22 protein-coding genes are annotated in these 16,843 nt (G+C 63.9%); 12 read left to right on the top strand and 10 right to left on the bottom strand.

What is annotated here, in order from left to right:
- Positions 1-17: 17 nt before the first annotated feature.
- Complete coding sequence (locus tag CH295_RS10085; protein WP_094740619.1) at positions 18-770, top strand: MerR family transcriptional regulator; 753 nt, start codon at positions 18-20, stop codon at positions 768-770.
- On the opposite strand, the gene CH295_RS10080 is transcribed toward CH295_RS10085, so the two are convergent.
- On the bottom strand, positions 739-1,032 hold the full coding sequence (locus CH295_RS10080; RefSeq protein ID WP_037186635.1) for a WhiB family transcriptional regulator: 294 nt from the start codon (positions 1,030-1,032) through the stop codon (positions 739-741). The two genes, CH295_RS10085 and CH295_RS10080, sit on opposite strands and share 32 nt — an antisense overlap.
- 23 nt (positions 1,033-1,055) lie before the next feature.
- Complete coding sequence (locus tag CH295_RS10075) at positions 1,056-2,096, bottom strand: amidohydrolase family protein (RefSeq protein ID WP_252341987.1); 1,041 nt, start codon at positions 2,094-2,096, stop codon at positions 1,056-1,058.
- Positions 2,097-2,216: 120 nt separating this feature from the next.
- Between CH295_RS10075 and CH295_RS10070 the strand changes: the two genes are divergently transcribed.
- Together CH295_RS10070 and rraA are read left to right on the top strand one after the other, a co-directional pair.
- On the top strand, positions 2,217-2,600 hold the full coding sequence (locus CH295_RS10070) for a DUF5313 family protein (protein ID WP_037186637.1): 384 nt from the start codon (positions 2,217-2,219) through the stop codon (positions 2,598-2,600).
- 24 nt (positions 2,601-2,624) lie between these two features.
- Positions 2,625-3,104, top strand: a complete 480-nt coding sequence (rraA, locus tag CH295_RS10065; protein WP_037186639.1) for a ribonuclease E activity regulator RraA — start codon at positions 2,625-2,627, stop codon at positions 3,102-3,104.
- Between the two features lie 43 nt (positions 3,105-3,147).
- Here the strand turns inward: rraA and CH295_RS10060 are convergent, their stop codons facing one another.
- Positions 3,148-3,987 (bottom strand): alpha/beta fold hydrolase, encoded by an 840-nt coding sequence (locus CH295_RS10060; protein WP_094740573.1) that lies wholly within the window; start codon positions 3,985-3,987, stop codon positions 3,148-3,150.
- A gap of 109 nt (positions 3,988-4,096) precedes the next feature.
- On the opposite strand from CH295_RS10060, the gene CH295_RS10055 reads away from it, so the two are divergent.
- Positions 4,097-4,666 (top strand): TetR/AcrR family transcriptional regulator, encoded by a 570-nt coding sequence (locus tag CH295_RS10055; RefSeq protein WP_094740572.1) that lies wholly within the window; start codon positions 4,097-4,099, stop codon positions 4,664-4,666.
- Positions 4,667-4,759: 93 nt separating this feature from the next.
- The gene (locus CH295_RS10050; RefSeq protein ID WP_094740571.1) at positions 4,760-5,908 is read left to right on the top strand and encodes a serine hydrolase domain-containing protein; all 1,149 of its coding nucleotides are present in this window, start codon (positions 4,760-4,762) and stop codon (positions 5,906-5,908) included.
- 3 nt (positions 5,909-5,911) lie between these two features.
- Here CH295_RS10050 and CH295_RS10045 read toward each other — a convergent pair whose 3' ends face one another.
- The gene (locus CH295_RS10045) at positions 5,912-6,823 is read right to left on the bottom strand and encodes an aminotransferase class IV (RefSeq protein WP_170945848.1); all 912 of its coding nucleotides are present in this window, start codon (positions 6,821-6,823) and stop codon (positions 5,912-5,914) included.
- Between the two features lie 64 nt (positions 6,824-6,887).
- Between CH295_RS10045 and CH295_RS10040 the strand changes: the two genes are divergently transcribed.
- Positions 6,888-7,862: an aldo/keto reductase gene (locus tag CH295_RS10040; protein WP_094740616.1), complete on the top strand. Its 975-nt coding sequence runs from the start codon at positions 6,888-6,890 to the stop codon at positions 7,860-7,862.
- 34 nt (positions 7,863-7,896) lie between these two features.
- Complete coding sequence (locus tag CH295_RS10035) at positions 7,897-8,301, top strand: GNAT family N-acetyltransferase (RefSeq protein WP_170945847.1); 405 nt, start codon at positions 7,897-7,899, stop codon at positions 8,299-8,301.
- Here the strand turns inward: CH295_RS10035 and CH295_RS10030 are convergent.
- On the bottom strand, positions 8,283-8,525 hold the full coding sequence (locus CH295_RS10030; protein WP_094740569.1) for a PLDc N-terminal domain-containing protein: 243 nt from the start codon (positions 8,523-8,525) through the stop codon (positions 8,283-8,285). The genes CH295_RS10035 and CH295_RS10030 overlap by 19 nt on opposite strands.
- A 150-nt stretch (positions 8,526-8,675) precedes the next feature.
- On the opposite strand from CH295_RS10030, the gene CH295_RS10025 reads away from it, so the two are divergent.
- Both CH295_RS10025 and CH295_RS10020 read left to right on the top strand, forming a co-directional pair.
- On the top strand, positions 8,676-9,632 hold the full coding sequence (locus tag CH295_RS10025) for an ABC transporter substrate-binding protein (protein ID WP_094740568.1): 957 nt from the start codon (positions 8,676-8,678) through the stop codon (positions 9,630-9,632).
- 15 nt (positions 9,633-9,647) lie between these two features.
- Complete coding sequence (locus CH295_RS10020) at positions 9,648-9,845, top strand: PLD nuclease N-terminal domain-containing protein (RefSeq protein WP_094740567.1); 198 nt, start codon at positions 9,648-9,650, stop codon at positions 9,843-9,845.
- A 4-nt stretch (positions 9,846-9,849) separates the two neighbouring features.
- On the opposite strand, the gene CH295_RS10015 is transcribed toward CH295_RS10020, so the two are convergent.
- A complete protein-coding gene (locus CH295_RS10015) occupies positions 9,850-10,206 on the bottom strand; it encodes a hypothetical protein (protein ID WP_141216987.1) in 357 nt (118 codons plus the stop codon).
- Between the two features lie 176 nt (positions 10,207-10,382).
- A complete protein-coding gene (fmdA, locus tag CH295_RS10010) occupies positions 10,383-11,636 on the bottom strand; it encodes a formamidase (protein ID WP_094740565.1) in 1,254 nt (417 codons plus the stop codon).
- 140 nt (positions 11,637-11,776) lie between these two features.
- Between fmdA and CH295_RS10005 the strand changes: the two genes are divergently transcribed.
- Positions 11,777-12,064 carry an FmdB family zinc ribbon protein gene (locus CH295_RS10005; protein WP_252341986.1) on the top strand — a complete coding sequence of 96 codons (288 nt, stop codon included), beginning with the start codon at positions 11,777-11,779 and terminating at the stop codon, positions 12,062-12,064.
- Between the two features lie 42 nt (positions 12,065-12,106).
- Positions 12,107-13,327, top strand: a complete 1,221-nt coding sequence (locus CH295_RS10000; protein WP_094740563.1) for an FAD-binding domain-containing protein — start codon at positions 12,107-12,109, stop codon at positions 13,325-13,327.
- A gap of 20 nt (positions 13,328-13,347) precedes the next feature.
- On the opposite strand, the gene CH295_RS09995 is transcribed toward CH295_RS10000, so the two are convergent.
- From CH295_RS09995 to CH295_RS09985, 3 genes are read right to left on the bottom strand one after another with little or no spacing between them, the layout of a single operon-like run.
- The gene (locus CH295_RS09995) at positions 13,348-14,121 is read right to left on the bottom strand and encodes a DUF4097 family beta strand repeat-containing protein (RefSeq protein WP_094740562.1); all 774 of its coding nucleotides are present in this window, start codon (positions 14,119-14,121) and stop codon (positions 13,348-13,350) included.
- Positions 14,118-14,774, bottom strand: a complete 657-nt coding sequence (locus CH295_RS09990; protein WP_094740561.1) for a response regulator transcription factor — start codon at positions 14,772-14,774, stop codon at positions 14,118-14,120. The genes CH295_RS09995 and CH295_RS09990 overlap by 4 nt, the downstream gene beginning before the upstream one ends.
- On the bottom strand, positions 14,765-16,039 hold the full coding sequence (locus CH295_RS09985) for a sensor histidine kinase (protein ID WP_094740560.1): 1,275 nt from the start codon (positions 16,037-16,039) through the stop codon (positions 14,765-14,767). The genes CH295_RS09990 and CH295_RS09985 overlap by 10 nt, the downstream gene beginning before the upstream one ends.
- A gap of 135 nt (positions 16,040-16,174) precedes the next feature.
- Between CH295_RS09985 and CH295_RS09980 the strand changes: the two genes are divergently transcribed.
- Positions 16,175-16,807 carry a hypothetical protein gene (locus CH295_RS09980; protein WP_094740559.1) on the top strand — a complete coding sequence of 211 codons (633 nt, stop codon included), beginning with the start codon at positions 16,175-16,177 and terminating at the stop codon, positions 16,805-16,807.
- The last annotated feature ends 36 nt before the right edge of the window (positions 16,808-16,843 follow it).

Here is a 16,843-nt window from a genome sequence, read left to right as displayed (position 1 = left end):
TTGACGTCCAGGTCGGCATGCAGGTCGGCGCCGTCGCACGGTTGGTCGGTGTCAGCGTCAGAACGCTGCATCATTACGACGAGATCGCGTTGGTGGTGCCGTCGGGTAGAACCCCGAAGGGCTATCGGACGTACTCGTCGGCCGATGTCGAACGGCTGCATCAGGTGCTGACCTACCGCGAACTCGGGTTTGCGCTCGACGCCATCGCGGCGTTGCTCGACGACCCGGCGGCCGATGCCATGGCGCATCTGCGTCGGCAACGAGAGTTGTTGAACGAGCGGATCGATCACTTGCACGCAATGGCTGCGGCCGTGGACAAGATGATGGAGGCGAAGAAGATGGGTATGCAACTGACTCCCGAGGAGCAGCGCGAGATCTTCGGTGACAACTGGCCCGGCGAGGAGTACGCCGAGGAAGCCGAGCAACGCTGGGGCGAGACCGACGAGTGGAAGCAGTCACAGCAGCGAACGGCGTCGTTCACCAAGGACGATTGGAAGGCCGTCAAGGCCGAAACGGATGTGCTGGAAGCGGATCTCGCGGCCGCGATGCAGCGGGGTGTGTCGCCGGATTCCGCCGAGGCCGGGTTACTGGCCGAACGGCATCGGGCTTCCATCGAGCGGTACTACGACTGCGGTTACGAGATGCAGGTGAACCTCGCGGAGATGTACATCGCAGACGAGCGATTCGCCAAGCACTACAACGACATTGCGTCGGGCTTGGCGCAGTACATTCGCGATGTCATTGTCGCGAACGCCGCTCGTCAGGGCTGACGCGAACCATCGCGGACCGCTCGTGTGCGGTCGATCCACCCCAGACTCCGTGCCTTTCGTCGGAGTCGAGTGCGTGTTGCAGGCAGCGCTCGATCACGGGGCATCGATCGCACACGAGCTTCGCCTGTCGCTCGAGGTTTCGCAGCGAGTATCCCCGTAGACCCAGGGGCGGGTAGAACATCGAGACCGGCATCGAGCGGCAGGCGGCATTCATCTGCCAATCCCAGTGCTCGGAGATCGGTTGCAGTGCTTGCGTTTTCATCGGCAGTGTCCACCTCTTTCGGTTCAGAGATCGAGCAGTCGGCGGGCGTTGCCGGATGTGGCTGCGCGCCAGTTCCCGAGTCCGCCGTTCGCGGCACCGGCGTCGAGTGATCGCAGCTGCTCCTGTACCGCGGCGATCGGCGTGAAGCAGTAGTCGCTGCCGTACACCAGACGATCGGGGCCGACGCTCGACAGCAACGCGGGCAACTGCCGCGGGATAGGAGTTCCGGCGAGGTCGAACCACAAGCGCTGCAGCACATCCGGCGTGGTCGGGGTCCCCAGGCCCACCTGGGTACGGAAGAAATCGACCCGGTCCGCCAGCAGCGGCAGAACTCCACCGCCGTGAGTGAACACCCAGCGAATGTTCGGGAATCGATCGACCACGCCCAGCAGAATCAGATCGACGACGGTTCGCGCTGTGTCGAAAAGGAACTCGATCATCGGTGCCGGACGCCCGAGCGATACCGCAGCAGCATTCGGCGGTGACGTGGGATGTACGAACACGACCGCCGATCGCGCGTCCAGCGCCGCAAGCAAGGGCGTCAGCACGGCGTTGCCCAGGTACATGCCGCCGGCGTTGGACATCACCGTCACGCCGTCGGCACCGAGTCGATCGAGCGCTCGGATGGCCTCGGCCGTCGAGTCGACGACGTTCGGCAGCGGTAGCGACGCAAAGAATCCGAGTCGGGGTTCGCTCGCCACCACCCCGGCACCGAAATCGTTGACGCGTCGGGCGAGATCGGCGGCCTTGCCGTCGTCGCCGAAATGCACCCCGGGTGACGAGACGGACAGGATCGCGCTGTCGATGCCGCAACCGTCCATCATCTGCAGGTGTTCACCGACCGACCAGCTCGGCCACTTCGGCATACCGTCGGGAAAGACGATGCCCGACGCGATGGCCTCACGCAGGTAGAAGTCGGGAACCATGTGCGAATGGACGTCGATCACTCCACCGGCGCCCGGAGTGGGCGATGCCGATGCGGTCGCAGACGGCAACGTCGAGAGGGCAACTCCGGAGATCGTTGCGGCACCCAGCGCGCCGAGCAGGGTTCTGCGATCGATCATGTCCGAGGAGCCTCTTCCGATGTCCGAACAACGGCGTATCAACTGACGTTATCGTCACATATGAGATAAACCGCAGTCAACGGTGACTTGTACCAACTCTTGTGGGACTAGCATTGCGCGATGACCACCGAACGCACGACGCCTACTCCACTGCAGTTTCTGGGCTATTCGTTCGGCCGCACGCTGCCCGAATCCATGCAGGACTGGGTCCGCAAGGATCTCGTGGGTAACGGCGCCCAGGTCCGCTACATCGCCCGATTCACCGTGCCCGTCATCCCGCTACTGCTGCTGTTCCTGCTGATCCCGGGGCCGCTGTGGATGTCCCTGGCGATGATGTCGCTGCTGTTCATCCCGCTGGTGTACTTCTCGATTGCCCTGATGAACGTCTATCGGCGGCATCGTCTGCTGATCCACGGCCTCGACCCGCAGTTGATCAACGCCAAGGCGCAGAGCCGGGCCGACCGCACTCGCGACGACTACGAACGGCGTCACGGCCGGGGCTGACGAGCGAGCGATAGTCTGTGCCGCATGACTTCACCTGTGGAATTCAAGGCAACAGCTGATCTGGCCGACGAGATCGGTCCCGACATCCGCAGCTGCGACACCCAGTTCATCCAGTTCGGCAAGCACACCGAATTCGCGGGGCCCATCACCACCATCCGCTGCTTCCAGGACAATCTCTTGGTCAAGCAGACGCTGAGCGAGCCGGGCAACGGTGGCGTTCTGGTGGTCGACGGCGATGCAAGCGTTCACACCGCACTGGTCGGAGACATCATCGCGGGCCGAGGTGTCACCAACGGATGGGCCGGAGTCATCGTCAACGGCGCGGTACGCGACTCGGCGATCCTGCGCACACTCGACATCGGCGTCAAGGCACTGGGAACGAACCCGCGCAAGAGCACGCAAACCGGATCGGGTGAGAAGAACGTGCCGGTCAGCTTCGGCGGAGTCACCTTCAACCCGGGCGAGATCGTCTACAGCGACCACGACGGCGTCGTCGCGGTCTAGCCCACGAACGGCGGCAGGCCCGGATGCCTGCCGCCGTCTGCTCTTACTTCACGAACGCGAGCAGCGCGTCGTTCACTTCCTGGAAGTGCGTCCACAGCAGTCCGTGCGGTGCGCCGTCGACCTCGACGTACGTCGCCTCCGGGAACACCTTGTGGAACTGACGTCCGGTGGAATCGATCGGCAGGATGTTGTCGGCCGTGCCGTGCAGGATCAGCGTCGGCTTGCCCGATTCGCGCACCTTCTCCACATCACCGCGGAAATCTTCGAGCCACGTGGGCACGACGGCATAGGCGGCCACGGGAGCGCTACCGGTCGCGGTGTTCCAGCTCGCACGTACTGCGGCCTCGCTGATGCGAGTCCCGAGGTTCTCGTCGAGGTTGTAGAAGTCCTTGTAGAAGTTCTCGAACCAGGCGAAGCGATCCTCCCGCGCGGCACTGTCGATGCCGTCGAACACCGACTGCGGGACGCCGGTGGGATTGTCGTCGGTCTGCAGCAGGAACGGCTCGAGCGAGGCGAGGAACGCGAACTTCGCGACGCGATCCGTGCCGTACTTCGCCGCGTACCGCGCGAGTTCACCTGTGCCCATGGAGAATCCGACCAGGATGACATCGTTCAGGTCGAGCTCGGTGAGCACCTTGTCCAGGTCCGAGGCAAAGGTGTCGTAGTCGTATCCGACGGTCGGCTTGCTCGACTGGCCGAATCCGCGGCGATCGTAGGTGATGACGCGGTAGCCGGCGTCGAGTAGCGCCCGTGACTGACGTTCCCAGGAGTTGCCGTCGAGCGGGTAGCCGTGGATGAGCACGACCGGCTGACCGGTGCCGTGATCCTCGTAGTAGACCTCGACGGGGGTGGAGTTCTCGGTTCCGACGGTGATGTACGCCATGATCCTGCCTTCCTGTTGTCCTGCAGCTCGACGGGTGAGAACGGTCGTTCTCACCGCGTGTGGACTACTGTAGAGAACGTTGGTTCTCTCGGCAAGGGGTAGGTGGGTCATGGGTACCGAACTCGGACGCGACGACGTCATCCGAGCAGCGGATGCACTGTTCTATGCGCGCGGAATCCAGGCCGTCGGAATGGACGAGCTTCGCAGCAGCGCGGGTATCTCCCTCAAGCGCATGTACTCACTGTTTCCGTCGAAGACCGCCATCGTCGCCGAGGTGCTTCGCGGTCGAACACAGCAGTGGAACAACGGGATCCACGCCGAAGCCGCTGCCCACGAGTCCCCTCGAGAGAAGCTGCTGTCGATCTTCGACTTCCTGGACCACTGGTTTCGTGAGGACGACTTCCGCGGGTGTGCCTTCATCAACTCCTTCGGCGAACTCGGTGCCACCATGCCCGAGGTTGCCGACGCCGCGCATCAGCACAAGAAGAACTTCATCGACTACGTCACCCGATTGGCGGTCGAGGCCGGATGTGAGCCCACCGTCGGGCTGCAGATTGCCTTGCTCGCCGAAGGTGCTCAAACCACCGCGGCCATCACCGAACTGGCCGAATCCGCCGCTGCGGCAAAGACTGCGGCCGAGGTTCTGCTCGATTCGAGTGCGGGCCGGGTCGGTCGCTGACCAGCGCGCCGAACGATGCGGTGCGTCCACTCATCGAAAATCACTGACATTTGACACTGAAATCCTTCGCAGGTCGGCGTTAGCGTCGAAGACATGAGCAAGCTACGAATCCTCGCCGCCCTCACAGTGTCGACATCCCTGCTGGTCAGTGGATGCTCGTCGACGGACGAGCCGTCCACCGTCGAGCCGACCACCACCACGCCCTCCACAGGGAGCATCAAGACCGACGACGTTCAGGCAGCCCTGGACGCCCTGGTCGACGCCGGATCCGTCGCCGCTGTCGCGCAGATACGCGACGGCGAGGATTCGTGGTCGGGAGCGGCCGGTCTCGTCGAGCGCGACGGTACCGAGGCTGCGTCCGCCGAGGATCCGGTCCGCATCGCCAGCGTCACCAAGGCCATGGTTGCTGCCGTGGTGCTCCAACTCGTGGACGAGGGGAAACTCGAGCTCGATCAGCAGGTCGACGAACTGCTTCCCGGAGTACTACCCAAGCCGGTCACCGTTCGCCAACTACTCGATCACACCAGTGGCGTTCCCGACTACTTCACCGGATTCGATTCCGCCGAGCAGATCGCCGCACGCGCAACCGATGCCGTCACCGACGACGAACTGATCGACCGGGCTGTGTCCATGCCCTGGACGAGTGAGCCCGGTCAGGAATTCGGCTACGCCAACACCAACTACGTCCTGCTCGGTCAGATCGTCGCCGACCTCGATGGCAAGTCCATCGGACAGTCGTTGCAGGACAGGATCTTCGATCCGCTGGAGATGACCGACTCGACGTACCCCACCGATTCCACGCTCGACCCCGACGCGTTGCACGGCTACGTGCTGGGGAACGGAACCTACACCGACGTCACCGATTACGACGCCAGTATCTGGTCGTCGGGGGCTGCCGTGGTCTCCACCGTGGCAGACATGAACACCTTCTTCAGAGCGCTGTTCGACGGCACGCTGATCCCGCAGAACCTGATCGACGAGATGCAGGTCGTGACGCCATCCACGTACGGACTCGGCCTGCTGCTGGGCGGAGACGCGTGCAACCCGGGTTCGGGTGAGCTCGTGTTCGGCAACCGCGGCAACGGCTTCGGCTACCGCACCTACGCGTTCTCGAGCCCGGACGGGCAGCGTCAGGTATCGCTGGCCTGGACCACGGCCGGGTCGAACCCCGCCGCCGACCCACTCGAACAGCCGGCCACCGAAGCATTGATCGCCGGACTCACCTCGACCTGCCCGGCGTAGCACTCACAGCACACTCACCCAGCCGTGCACTTCGTCGCTGGTGAGCGCGGCCTGGTGACGCTTTCGTAGAGTGAGTGTCACCGGGCCCGACTGCTTCGTTCCTATTGCGCGACCATCGATCTCGTACACCGGGGCTACTCCGGCCGACGTGCCGCAGACGAAGACCTCGTCGGCGATGTACAGCTCGGTGAGATCGACGGTGCGCTCCTGGACGGTCAGCCCTTCTTCGCGCGCCAGGGTCAGAATCGTCCGACGGTTGATGCCGTCGAGAATGTCGCTGGTGACGTCGGGGGTGACGAGCACTCCGTTCCGCACGAGGAAGATGTTCGCGGCACTGAGTTCGCAGACATGGCCGTTGATGTCGAGGAAGATGCAGTCGTCGAAGCCACTGTCGATTGCATCCTGTTTGGCCAGAACGGAATTGACGTACGCACCGTTCACCTTGGCACGGGAGGGAATGGCATAGTCGGGAATTCGACGCCAGACACTTGTCTTCAACCGCATGCCGTCCTGCGGGACAATGGGATTGGCGTCGTACAGGAAGATGGACACCGTGGTGTGCAGGCCACGCACCCGCGTTCCGGGGATCGACTCGTCCACGTGGACGGTAGCTCGAACGTAGACCTCGGTCGTCGGGGCGTTGGCGGCGACCACATCGCGCGTCGCCTGCACGAACTTCTCGAACGTCCACTGCGAGGCGAACGTGTCGATGCCGATGATCTTGCAGGATTCGACGAGTCGCTGATAGTGATCGAGCAACCGGAAAGCCGTACGCCGATCACCGTCCACCTGAACCGGGAACACCGTGTAGACGCTGAGCCCGTACAGAACGGCCGAGGTCGCGACCCCGAGCGTCGCCTCCTGCGCGTCCACCAAGCGGTCGCCGAAATACACCTTCGAGTGCGGAAGAGCCATGCGGCGATGCTAGTCGCCCGGTGAGTCCAAGCGACAACGCTTTTACTTCTCTATGGTCGAGTACATGAGCGAACGCACAGTACTGACCCGCACCCTCTGGAACGACGGCCCCGAGGTGGGTGCCATTGGCTTGGGCTGCATGGGAATGACCTGGGCATACAAGGCCGACGATCGAACGGAGACCCCCGATCGCGTCATCGGGCACGCCCTCGACCTGGGCGTGAACTTCATCGATACGGCAGACGTGTACGGCCCGTTCACCAACGAGGAAGTCGTCGGCAAAGCCATCGGGAACCGACGCGACGAGGTGACCCTCGCGACCAAAGGTGGGCTCGTTTCCCACGTCGGCGACGCCGGAGAGCCGGTCATTTCGGGCCCCAACGGCAAGCCCGAACACCTACGTTCGGCAATCGACGATTCGCTGCGCCGCCTGGGCGTCGACCACATCGATCTCTACTACCTGCACCGTCCCGATCCCGAGGTGGCCGTCGAAGACAGCATCGGCGCGATGGCCGAGGCCGTGCAGGCCGGAAAGGTTCGGGCACTGGGTGTCTCGGAGTTCTCCGTCGAGCAACTCGATCGGGCCCAGCAGGTGCACCCGATTTCTGCAGTGCAGTCGGAGCTGTCCCTGTGGACGCGCGATCACCTCGCCACCTCGCTGAAGTGGACGCAAGACAACGGTGCGGCATTCGTGCCGTTCTCACCCCTGGGCCGCGGCTTCCTGACCGGCAACTTTCGCGGAACCACGCCTGCTGCAGACGATTTCCGTTCGCGATTGCCACGCTTCAGCCAGGACAATCTCGATGCGAACCTCGTGATCGTCGACGCCATCGCGGCCGTCGCCGACGAACTCGGCGCGACGCCTGCGCAGGTGGCCCTGGCCTGGGTTCTGGCGCAGGGCGAGCACGTGGTCCCGATTCCCGGTACTCGACGCACCTCGCGTCTGGACGAGAACGCGGGTGCAGCCTCGCTCACCTTGAGCCCGGACCACCTCGCTGCCCTCGACGCACTGCCGGCACCCGCCGGTGGTCGCTATTGAGATCGTTCGCGTCGACCCTTCTTCTGATCGACCGTTGGCCGAGCAGATTCTCGCGGTGCAGAGGGCGTCGTATGCAGTCGAGGCGGGACTGATCGGCGACGACCGAATCCCTTTGCTGCACGAGTCGGTGGACGATCTGTGCGCTGCACAGGTCCACTGGCTCGTCGCGCGGGAGAGTGACGAAATCCTCGGCGCTGCAGCGTGGTCCGAGGCCGAGATCGACCGTCTGATTGTCGCACCGCACGCTCACCGACAGGGCATCGGACGCAGGTTGGTCACTGGCATGCTGGATTCGATTGTGGGACAACGTGTGCAGGTGGCCACCGGACGAGACAACGCGCCGGCCCGCAGGTTGTACGAATCACTCGGCTTTGTGCACACCGAGGATCAGGAAGTACTGACGGGACTGTGGCTGGCGCGCTACGAACTCGTGCGCTGATCGGTATCGAAGTTGCGCGGGCGGGCGACGAACCAGATCAGCGCACCGGTGATCGGCATGAGCAAGACGAGCAGACACCACCAGAACGCGGATCCCCGACGAGCCTTGTTGCTCCGAAGAATCGACACCCACGCGGCAGCCACGAGGCCCAGCCACAGAACAACCGCACCCATCCACGCGAGATCGAACGCCAACGGAAGTGTCGGGTTGACCTCGGTGCTCATACTCACCCCATCGATTTTGCTCGGCTGCCTACGGATTCACGATCCATCGCATCGTGACCGTGCTTCTCACACCGAAGGGTACTGACAGCACAGCTGGCGACGCACCAGGTCCGACCGCCCCCAACAGAAGACAAAGGGTAGCCTATCCCAATGTCATCTCGATTCTTGTCCTCGCGCACCCTCGATCGACGTGGGTTCTTCGTACTCGCCGGGGCTGCTGCACTCGTTTCCGCCTGCTCGCCCCGCAGCCAGGATGCGGCAGCTACGACCTCGGAGACTGTGCGGATGACGGGCGACGGCTTCGATGTCACCGTTCCTACGCGACCCACCCGCGTGGTCGTGATGGAGGGGCGAGGGGATCTCGAATTCGCCCTGTTGGCCGGATATCCCATCATTGCCACCGGCAACACCTTCCAGCCCGGCGCGCGTCCCGCGGGGCAGTTCGAGGGACTGCTGGACGCGCAGACGGAGGTCATCGGTGGTCCCGACGGCCCAGCGGCAGAGGAGATCGCCGCGCTGTCTCCCGATCTCATTGTGATGCGCGCCAATGGATGGCGGCTCGACTGGTACGGAAACGAGCAACTGACCAAGATCGCACCGGTCCTCCCCGTCGAAGTCAACGAACCGAATTTCGAGCAGTACACCGTCGACCAGTTCTCGGCCATCGGGCTACTCGACACAGTGCAGCCGCGCCTGGACGAGTACCACCGAACCATCGACGACGCGGCCGCGGTCACGAACGGTCGCAGGATCGCCCTCATCACCAGCGAGCCGGTTGCCAAGGGATACGTCATCGTGTGGACCAACTACCTAGGCAACGCGGTCGCCACGGATATGGGATTCACTGTGCTGCAGAACAACCCCGAGGACGAGGAGGGGAACTATCGACTGTCGGTCGAGAATCTGAACCAGATCGCGGATGCGGAGTTCATCTTCCACCAGACCACCGATCCGACCCAGATCGACGGAATCGCCGCGTGGCAGAACCTCCCCGCTGTCGCCGCGGGTCGCAGCGCGGTGCTGGATCCTCAACTGAACAACGGATTGGTCATCACCGCAACCAGTTTCGCGAACAGGCTGATCGAGGTTGTCCGCAACGCGGATTGAGCTACGTTAGGAGCCATGATTTCTGCCGGCAGCGCGATCGCGCTTGCCCTGTTCGCTATGGCTGTTGTTTCGATTGCCCGCGACCCCTATCTAGGATCTCTAGCCAAGTTGGCCTGGGTTCTCGTTGCATCGATTCTGCCGATCGTCGGGCCGATCCTGTGGTTCGCCGTCGGTAAGCAGTATCCCTACGGACCGAGCGGCGGTAACCGATGACAGTTCAATGTCCGGTCGCGTTGCGCAGGTCGATGTTCACCAGATGGCTCACCTGGTCGCGTAGCCATTCGATTGCCTGCAGACTCGGCGCAGGCGCGTGGGCCAACAGCGTCCAACGGAGATGGGTATTCGGTCGTAAGTCGAACTGCAGCAGGACGTCGGGGTGGCTCGGCCACGGCGAGCTCCAGACGACGCGGTCGGACTCGCTGCTCTCGACAATGCGAGGTAGCGGCTGACCCTCGAACATCACCGGCCATGCGAACCCTTGATTCTTCGGATGCACATCGGGGTACATGAGAGCCTTCCAGACGAAGAAGACCGGCGGCGACAACACCGCAGTCCTGCTCGCGAGAACCATCATCCGCCTACCGTACGCAGGTACCGACTCGGGAGCCCTGCTGTTTTCCGCGCACGACTAGTAAGGCGGCTGCTAGTACCGACGGTAGTGGGCGATAGCACCGCGCCTACGGCAGGCTCGTGAGGCCACGGTTCCATGTCCTCGAGCACCCACAGTTGCGACAAATCAAGCGAAGTCGATCAGAACTGCGCTCTCGGCGCTCCCATTCCCGGGTCGATTTGGAACGGCCCGCTGGCCGAGGGCGCTATCGGGAAGTCGAAGATCGCGGTGGGGATGTACACGGTGGCACAGGAGTTCGGGATGTCCACCACCCCGGACAGGCGTCCTTCGATCGGGGCCGATCCCAGTAGCAGGTACGCCTGCTCGGGGCTGTATCCGAACTTGGTGAGGTAGTCGATCGCGTGCATGCATGCGTTCTGGTAGGACAGGTCGGAGTCCAGATACTTCTGCTCACCGTCCACGGTCACCGAAATACCGGAGAACGCAATCCATTCCGAGTACTGCGGTGCGGTGTTGCCGGGCATGAAGATCGCATTTTCGCTCACCCCGTAGGTCTCCATGCCGCCCTTGATCAGGTCGACGTGCAGGTCCATGAAGCCACCCATTTCGATGGCACCGCAGAACGTGATCTCCCCGTCTCCCTGTGAGAAGTGCAGGTCTCCGAACGACAGCTTCGCGCCCGGCACGAACACCGGATAGAAAACGCGAGTCCCCTTGGTCAGGTTCTTGATGTCCTGGTTTCCTCCGTTCTCGCGGGGCGGTGCCGTGCGCGCGGCTTCGCCTGCAACACGGGAGAACTCGTCACCGCTCAACGATCCGAGAATCGCACCGTCGAGTTCGGGAGCCAGCGCCAACGGCGGGACACGATTGGGGTCAGTGGCGATCAGGGCACCTTCACGGGCATTCCACTTGGCCAACAACTGCGCCGACGGGGCAGTCCCCATCAGGCCGGGATGGGTGATGCCGGTGTACTTCACGTGCGGGACGTGGCGAGATGTTGTGGTCTGCCCGGAAAAATCCCAGATCGCCTTGTACGCGTCGGGGAATCGATCGGTGAGGAACCCGCCGCCGTTCTCCTTGGCGAAGATGCCCGTATAACCCCAGCCCTGGCCCGCCAACGGACCCGAATCCTCCTGCGGGATCGGCCCGACGTCGAGGATGTCGACGATCAACAGATCACCGGGCTCGGCTCCCTCGATATGGAACGGCCCGGACAGCGTGTGCACGTTGTTGAGCGGCGCATTCAGGATGTCCTCGGCCGAATCGTCGTTGCGGATGGCCCCGTCGAACCATTCGCGACAATGCGCTCGAAAAGACGTGCCGGGTTTGACCGTAACCGCCGCCGGGATATCGGGATGCCATCGGTTGTGGCCGACGATCTCCTGTTCGGTGAAACCCTTCGTCGAGTCGAGCGGAAACAGCAGTTCGGGCACGAAGCACCTCCGGTTGCGCGGATTCTCCTGCCTCGATCATTGCATCGTTCTGGCGCATCCGGCCGATTCTGACGTGTAAATCTTGTATGACGTTGTGCCGGAACGTTGCTGATGCGCCACATCGCGCTACTCTCGAATGCGTGCCGACTTACAGCTTCCGCTGCGCACAGCGTTGCGCCCCCGTCGAACAGCGATTCTCCATGGCCGACGCGCCCTCTCAGGTGACGTGCCCGGAGTGCGGAGAAGCAGCTGCACGGCAGATCTCCTCGCCTGCTCTCGGCAGAGGAAACAGCGCTGCGATGAAGGCGCACGACGCCTCGCGCGCCACTGCGGACACGCCCGCCGTGGTCTCGTCCGTACCGCAACAGGGTCGGCCGGCGACGAGGACGACGTCGAACCCCCTCCATCGCCGATTACCTCGCCCCTGACAGCTGCGTTTCCCTTCCGGGCCGATGGGGAAGTCCGACGGCATGCCCGAGCTGCCCCCTCCCCCGTCCATCGCCGACGGCTTCACCACCGACGACGTCGGCGCCTGGGTTGCCGAGTATCTGGGTGATCTGACGCGCGAGGGGCCGGATGGCATCACGGCGGGTGGCATTCGCGGCGGGCAGTCCGCTGCCGATGCCGCCCTGGCCGGACTCGACATCACCGGATATGCGCGCGATCGCAGCACCGTTCTACCGGTGAATCGCCGAGGCGCAAGCCGCATGTCGCCGTACATCCGCCACGGACTGCTGACGCTGCGAGAGGTATGGGACGCGGTCGCCGACGCTCCCCCACGCGACCGTTCCCGGTACCGCGACGAGCTCATGTGGCAGGAGTACGCACGCCACCTCTACGCGCGCACCGGATCCGATCTCGGCCGTTCGCTTCGCCGTGAACAGCCGCGACCACAGGGCTGGACCGCGCAGCCGTGGCCCGAGGAGATGAACTGCATGTCCTCGGTGGTGGGTGAATTGCACGAGGACGGTTGGCTCGTCAACCAAACTCGCATGTGGCTGGCCTCCCAGTGGGCTGTCCGTGCCGGGGCGACGTGGCGCGACGGTGAGGACGAGATGTTCGCCCACCTGCTCGACGGTTCTCGCGCTGCCAACCGCCTCGGCTGGCAATGGACCGTCGGTACCGGAAGCGGCAAGGTCTACGGCTTCAGCCGGTGGCAGGTGAACAAGAGAGCACCGTCGCTGTGCCGCAACTGCGCGCTGAAAGACGCGTGCCCCATCGAGAACTGGCCCGACGACGATCTCGGGCCGACTGTCGACGGTCCCGACCTGAACAAGGCTCCGACTCCCGCCGGCCCCGCCCACGTGGAAGGTACTGGCGCAGAACAGGTGTGGATCACAGCAGAGTCGCTCGGCACCGCAGACCCAGCACTGGCCGCCGAGACCGACCGGCCCGCCGTGTTCGTTTTCGACGAACCGCTCCTGCGGAAACTCCGGCTCTCCGGGAAGCGATTCGTCTTTCTTGCCGAGACGCTCGGTGAGATCGCGTCGACCCGCCCGTTGGAGGTGCGTCGTGGCCGAGTGGCCGACGAATTGGCCGGACGATCCGTGGCCACCACCTGGGCACCCGTTCCCGGCTTCTCCCGCATCGCCGACGCCATAGCCCCGGTCGAGTTGCATCCGTGGCCGTGGCTGGTGCGTCCCACCACGTCCTCGGTCCGATCGTTCAGCGCCTGGCGTCGGAGTCATTGAACAGCAGTCACTGACCAGTACTATCTCCGCTGCACCGAAATCTGGCCCTCTTCACTGGTGATCGATACCGCCCTCGGGGAGCTCGGATCGTCGACGACGTCGATGTCGACGTCTCCCTTCTCCGACGTCGCCTCGACGTCGTAGAAGTCTGTCGCCGGGAGTTCGATCATGCTGTCGCCCTGCATGTTCTGCATGCGTATCGAGTCCGGCGGCACCCTCGAATCCAGGGTGACCAGACCGAACGTCGTGTCCACCTCGACTGCCGACACAGCCGCATCGGTGATCTCGACATCGCCGAATCTGGTTGTTATGTCCAGGGTTCCGGCAGATCCCCGAGCGATCACCGAGCCCGCCGACGTGGACACCGAAGTCTGCGCGTCCACGTCGGTGAGCACCACGTCGCCTGCTGCTCCGTCGATGTCGAGTATCAATCCGGCCGGTACCCGTAGTTCGAGACCGATGTCGCAGCTACCATTCTTTCGGTAGGAACATTCCACAGCGATCGTCGAGCCGTCGTCACCGATGTCGACCGTCGGAGTATCTCCTCGGTAGGACCCGTCGGCCCGAACGTGCAGGTCGGAGTCGGGGCTCATCGACACCGACACATGGGCGAATCGCGTTGTGACGGAGAGATTCTTGCCGACGATCGCTGTGTCGGCCGAGTAATCGAAGGACTGCATCTTCGGCGTGGTGAAGCCGACGGCGATGGTGGCCGCCGTGGCTGCTCCTGCGGTGCCGACGACCGCGACAGCTGCCGAAACCGCAACGACACTGCGCCACATCGACTTCTTCATTGGATCGCTCCCAGATATCGTAGGACGGCCATGACTCGGCGGTGATCGGCACTGTCTCCGAGTAGGCCGAGCTTGGCGAAGATGTTGCCGATGTGCTTCTCCACGGCTGCTTGACCGACCACCAATGCAGAGGCAATCCCGGCGTTCGACTTGCCTTCGGCCATGGCGGTCAACACTTCCCGTTCGCGAGGGGTCAGCGAATCGAATGGATCCGATCGTGGGGCCCGAGCCAGAATCTGCTGCACCACTTCGGGATCGATGACGGTTCCACCGGTGGCAACGGTCCGCACGGCATCGGCGAACTCGTCCACGTCGGCCACGCGGTCTTTCAACAGGTAGCCGACGCCGTCCGTGCTCTGCCGGATGAGCTCGGCGGCGTACCGTTCCTCCACGTACTGCGAGAGCACGAGAACACCGACGGCCGGCCATCGTTGGCGAATGACCAGCGCAGCGCGCAGGCCTTCGTCCAGGAAGGTCGGCGGCATGCGTACGTCGATCACGCAGACATCCGGCAGCGGATCGGCAGCGGACATCGACGCGAGCAGTTCCGACGCATCGGCCACCTTCCCGATCACGTCCGCTCCCGTATCGACCAACAGGCGGGCGACGCCCTCTCGCAACAGAACCGAATCGTCGGCGATGATCACTCGCACGGGACAGTCACCTCGAGCCGAGTCGGGCCGCCGGACGGCGACGTGATGGACAGGGTTCCGTCGATCCCGCTGAGTCTGTCCTCGAGCCCGGTCAGTCCGCCCCCTGGAGCCGGATACGCTCCGCCACAACCGTCGTCGACCACCGTCACCCGCACTGCTGACTCGACTCTCGAGACGTCGACTCGGACGTGGTCGGCCTTCGCGTGCTTGCTCACGTTGGTCAGGGCCTCCGAGACGACGAAGTAAACCGTCGACTCGACGGTGGCGTCCGGGCGTCGATCACCGGAGAGGGCGGGGTCGATCCGAACAGTCACCGGTACCGCACACAACGCCGCGACGGACGACAGTGCGGCGTCGAGACCGCGGTCGGTCAGGATCGGCGGATGCAGACCGCGGGTGAGGGTGCGGATCTCACCGATCGCGTTCTTGGCCTCCCGGTGGGCGTCGTCGAGCAATTCCTTCAGGACCGCATCATCGGTCGACGCGACGCGCGATTTGGCCTGTCCCAGTGACATTGCCACCGATACCAATCGTTGCTGGGCCCCGTCGTGCAGATCGCGTTCGATGCGACGGCGTTCGGCATCCGCAGCGTCGACGACGCGAGCTCGACTCACCATCAATTCGTCCACTCTCCTACTGGATTCGGATCGGCCGAGAAGGGTTGCGGCACTCCACCAGTCGAGTCGCGCCAGGGCCGTGAGCAGCAGTGGCACTCCCGCGACAAGGGTGACCAGCGAGGCGAAGCCGACCAACGCGACGAGCGGATAGCCCACCCGTTCGCCTATTTCGAGCTCATTGGCGACCGGGTTCGTCACTATCCAGGCCACCGGAGCCGCCGCAAGAACGGGCAGGGCCACGAAGAGCGCCGGCAGCAAGAACAGCAGTACGGCCGAGACCGGAATGCGAACGAGCCAATAGCACAGCGACTTCCACAAACCGATGTCGCGGAGGCACCAGACGAACTTGCGCCAACTGGTCGGGTACACGGTCACGTCAGGGCCCTCGATGAGAACTCCACCGGTGAAACCGATTCCGGCGCGCGCTGCACGGTCCATCCACCGCAGCGCCACTATCGTCAGGGCGAACACGAGCACTCCGCTGAGCGCAAAGGGTAATGCGCACACCGCCAGTACCAGCAGTCCCAGGATCATCCAGCCGCCCAGCCCGGCGAGCGTCGACACCAGCAGCGATGCCACCGCCAGCCACCAGTGCGGCGATATCCATGCCCTGAGCGGATTCAGGGGAATCGGTAGTGCCTCGTTCATGCGGATCAGCCTAAGTCGGGTGTTGTCGGCTTGTCGGCACTGTGAACCCACGGCCCGAGGTAGGGCTGGCCCTACCGTCGATCCGTGGGTCGATCGTGGTGAGTTCCGTGGCCCGGACGACGAGATTCGACAGGTATGAACCTGAACATCCTCGATGTGGACCGGTTGTCGTCCGTGCCCGTGTGGGTCGTCTTCGCTGTCGTCTTCGTACTGCTGGCATTCGAGTCCGCGTCGTTGCTCGGTCTCTTCACACCAGGAAACAGTGTCCCGATCACGCTCGGGGTGCTGACGTCGATCGGCGTGGTGCCGTGGCTGCCTGCCGTCATCACCGCGGCGGTGGCGTCGAGCATGGGTGCGCAGTGGGCGTTCTGGCACAGTCGCCGCACCGAGACGGTGTTGGGTCTCGGGCGAGCGGAGTCAGCGCTGCCGGCCGCGGTGATGAGGGTCGTCCTGGGGCTGACCACACAGGCACGATCACGGCCCCGCGCTGTCGCCACCGCCGGACACCTCATCGGGGGTATCCGCACCATCGCGCCCCGACTCGTGGCGACCTCCTCACTGCGGCACCGCGAATACGTGGTGCTCAGCCTGCTGGCCGCAGTCGTATGGGCTGTGGTGCTGGTGTCGGCCGGAGCGTGGCTGGGCGACCGGACGGTCATCAGGACCGCCCTCGGATACGCCTGGATTCCGGCTCTGACGGTGATGGCCGCTACCCAGCTCAGGCGTCGAACACGCTGGTCTTCTCCCGAACTTGTCGGAGCCCGGTGATATCAAGGATGTAGAGAGAGACGACAGAAAGGGATT

This window comes from Rhodococcus sp. 14-2483-1-2 (assembly GCF_002259405.1).
Taxonomy (GTDB): domain Bacteria; phylum Actinomycetota; class Actinomycetes; order Mycobacteriales; family Mycobacteriaceae; genus Rhodococcoides.
Note: the sequence above shows the minus strand (reverse complement) of the source record. Positions and strands in the feature narration are given on the sequence as shown.

What these genes read in the sequence shown, in the direction of transcription:
- CH295_RS10085 (WP_094740619.1), top strand. Translation starts at nt 18, where the DNA reads ATGCAGGTCGGCGCCGTCGCACGGTTGGTCGGTGTCAGCGTCAGAACG.
- CH295_RS10080 (WP_037186635.1), bottom strand. Translation starts at nt 1,032, where the DNA reads ATGAAAACGCAAGCACTGCAACCGATCTCCGAGCACTGGGATTGGCAG.
- CH295_RS10075 (WP_252341987.1), bottom strand. Translation starts at nt 2,096, where the DNA reads ATGATCGATCGCAGAACCCTGCTCGGCGCGCTGGGTGCCGCAACGATC.
- CH295_RS10070 (WP_037186637.1), top strand. Translation starts at nt 2,217, where the DNA reads ATGACCACCGAACGCACGACGCCTACTCCACTGCAGTTTCTGGGCTAT.
- rraA (WP_037186639.1), top strand. Translation starts at nt 2,625, where the DNA reads ATGACTTCACCTGTGGAATTCAAGGCAACAGCTGATCTGGCCGACGAG.
- CH295_RS10060 (WP_094740573.1), bottom strand. Translation starts at nt 3,987, where the DNA reads ATGGCGTACATCACCGTCGGAACCGAGAACTCCACCCCCGTCGAGGTC.
- CH295_RS10055 (WP_094740572.1), top strand. Translation starts at nt 4,097, where the DNA reads ATGGGTACCGAACTCGGACGCGACGACGTCATCCGAGCAGCGGATGCA.
- CH295_RS10050 (WP_094740571.1), top strand. Translation starts at nt 4,760, where the DNA reads ATGAGCAAGCTACGAATCCTCGCCGCCCTCACAGTGTCGACATCCCTG.
- CH295_RS10045 (WP_170945848.1), bottom strand. Translation starts at nt 6,823, where the DNA reads ATGGCTCTTCCGCACTCGAAGGTGTATTTCGGCGACCGCTTGGTGGAC.
- CH295_RS10040 (WP_094740616.1), top strand. Translation starts at nt 6,888, where the DNA reads ATGAGCGAACGCACAGTACTGACCCGCACCCTCTGGAACGACGGCCCC.
- CH295_RS10030 (WP_094740569.1), bottom strand. Translation starts at nt 8,525, where the DNA reads ATGAGCACCGAGGTCAACCCGACACTTCCGTTGGCGTTCGATCTCGCG.
- CH295_RS10025 (WP_094740568.1), top strand. Translation starts at nt 8,676, where the DNA reads ATGTCATCTCGATTCTTGTCCTCGCGCACCCTCGATCGACGTGGGTTC.
- CH295_RS10020 (WP_094740567.1), top strand. Translation starts at nt 9,648, where the DNA reads ATGATTTCTGCCGGCAGCGCGATCGCGCTTGCCCTGTTCGCTATGGCT.
- CH295_RS10015 (WP_141216987.1), bottom strand. Translation starts at nt 10,206, where the DNA reads ATGATGGTTCTCGCGAGCAGGACTGCGGTGTTGTCGCCGCCGGTCTTC.
- CH295_RS10000 (WP_094740563.1), top strand. Translation starts at nt 12,107, where the DNA reads ATGCCCGAGCTGCCCCCTCCCCCGTCCATCGCCGACGGCTTCACCACC.
- CH295_RS09995 (WP_094740562.1), bottom strand. Translation starts at nt 14,121, where the DNA reads ATGAAGAAGTCGATGTGGCGCAGTGTCGTTGCGGTTTCGGCAGCTGTC.
- CH295_RS09985 (WP_094740560.1), bottom strand. Translation starts at nt 16,039, where the DNA reads ATGAACGAGGCACTACCGATTCCCCTGAATCCGCTCAGGGCATGGATA.
- CH295_RS09980 (WP_094740559.1), top strand. Translation starts at nt 16,175, where the DNA reads ATGAACCTGAACATCCTCGATGTGGACCGGTTGTCGTCCGTGCCCGTG.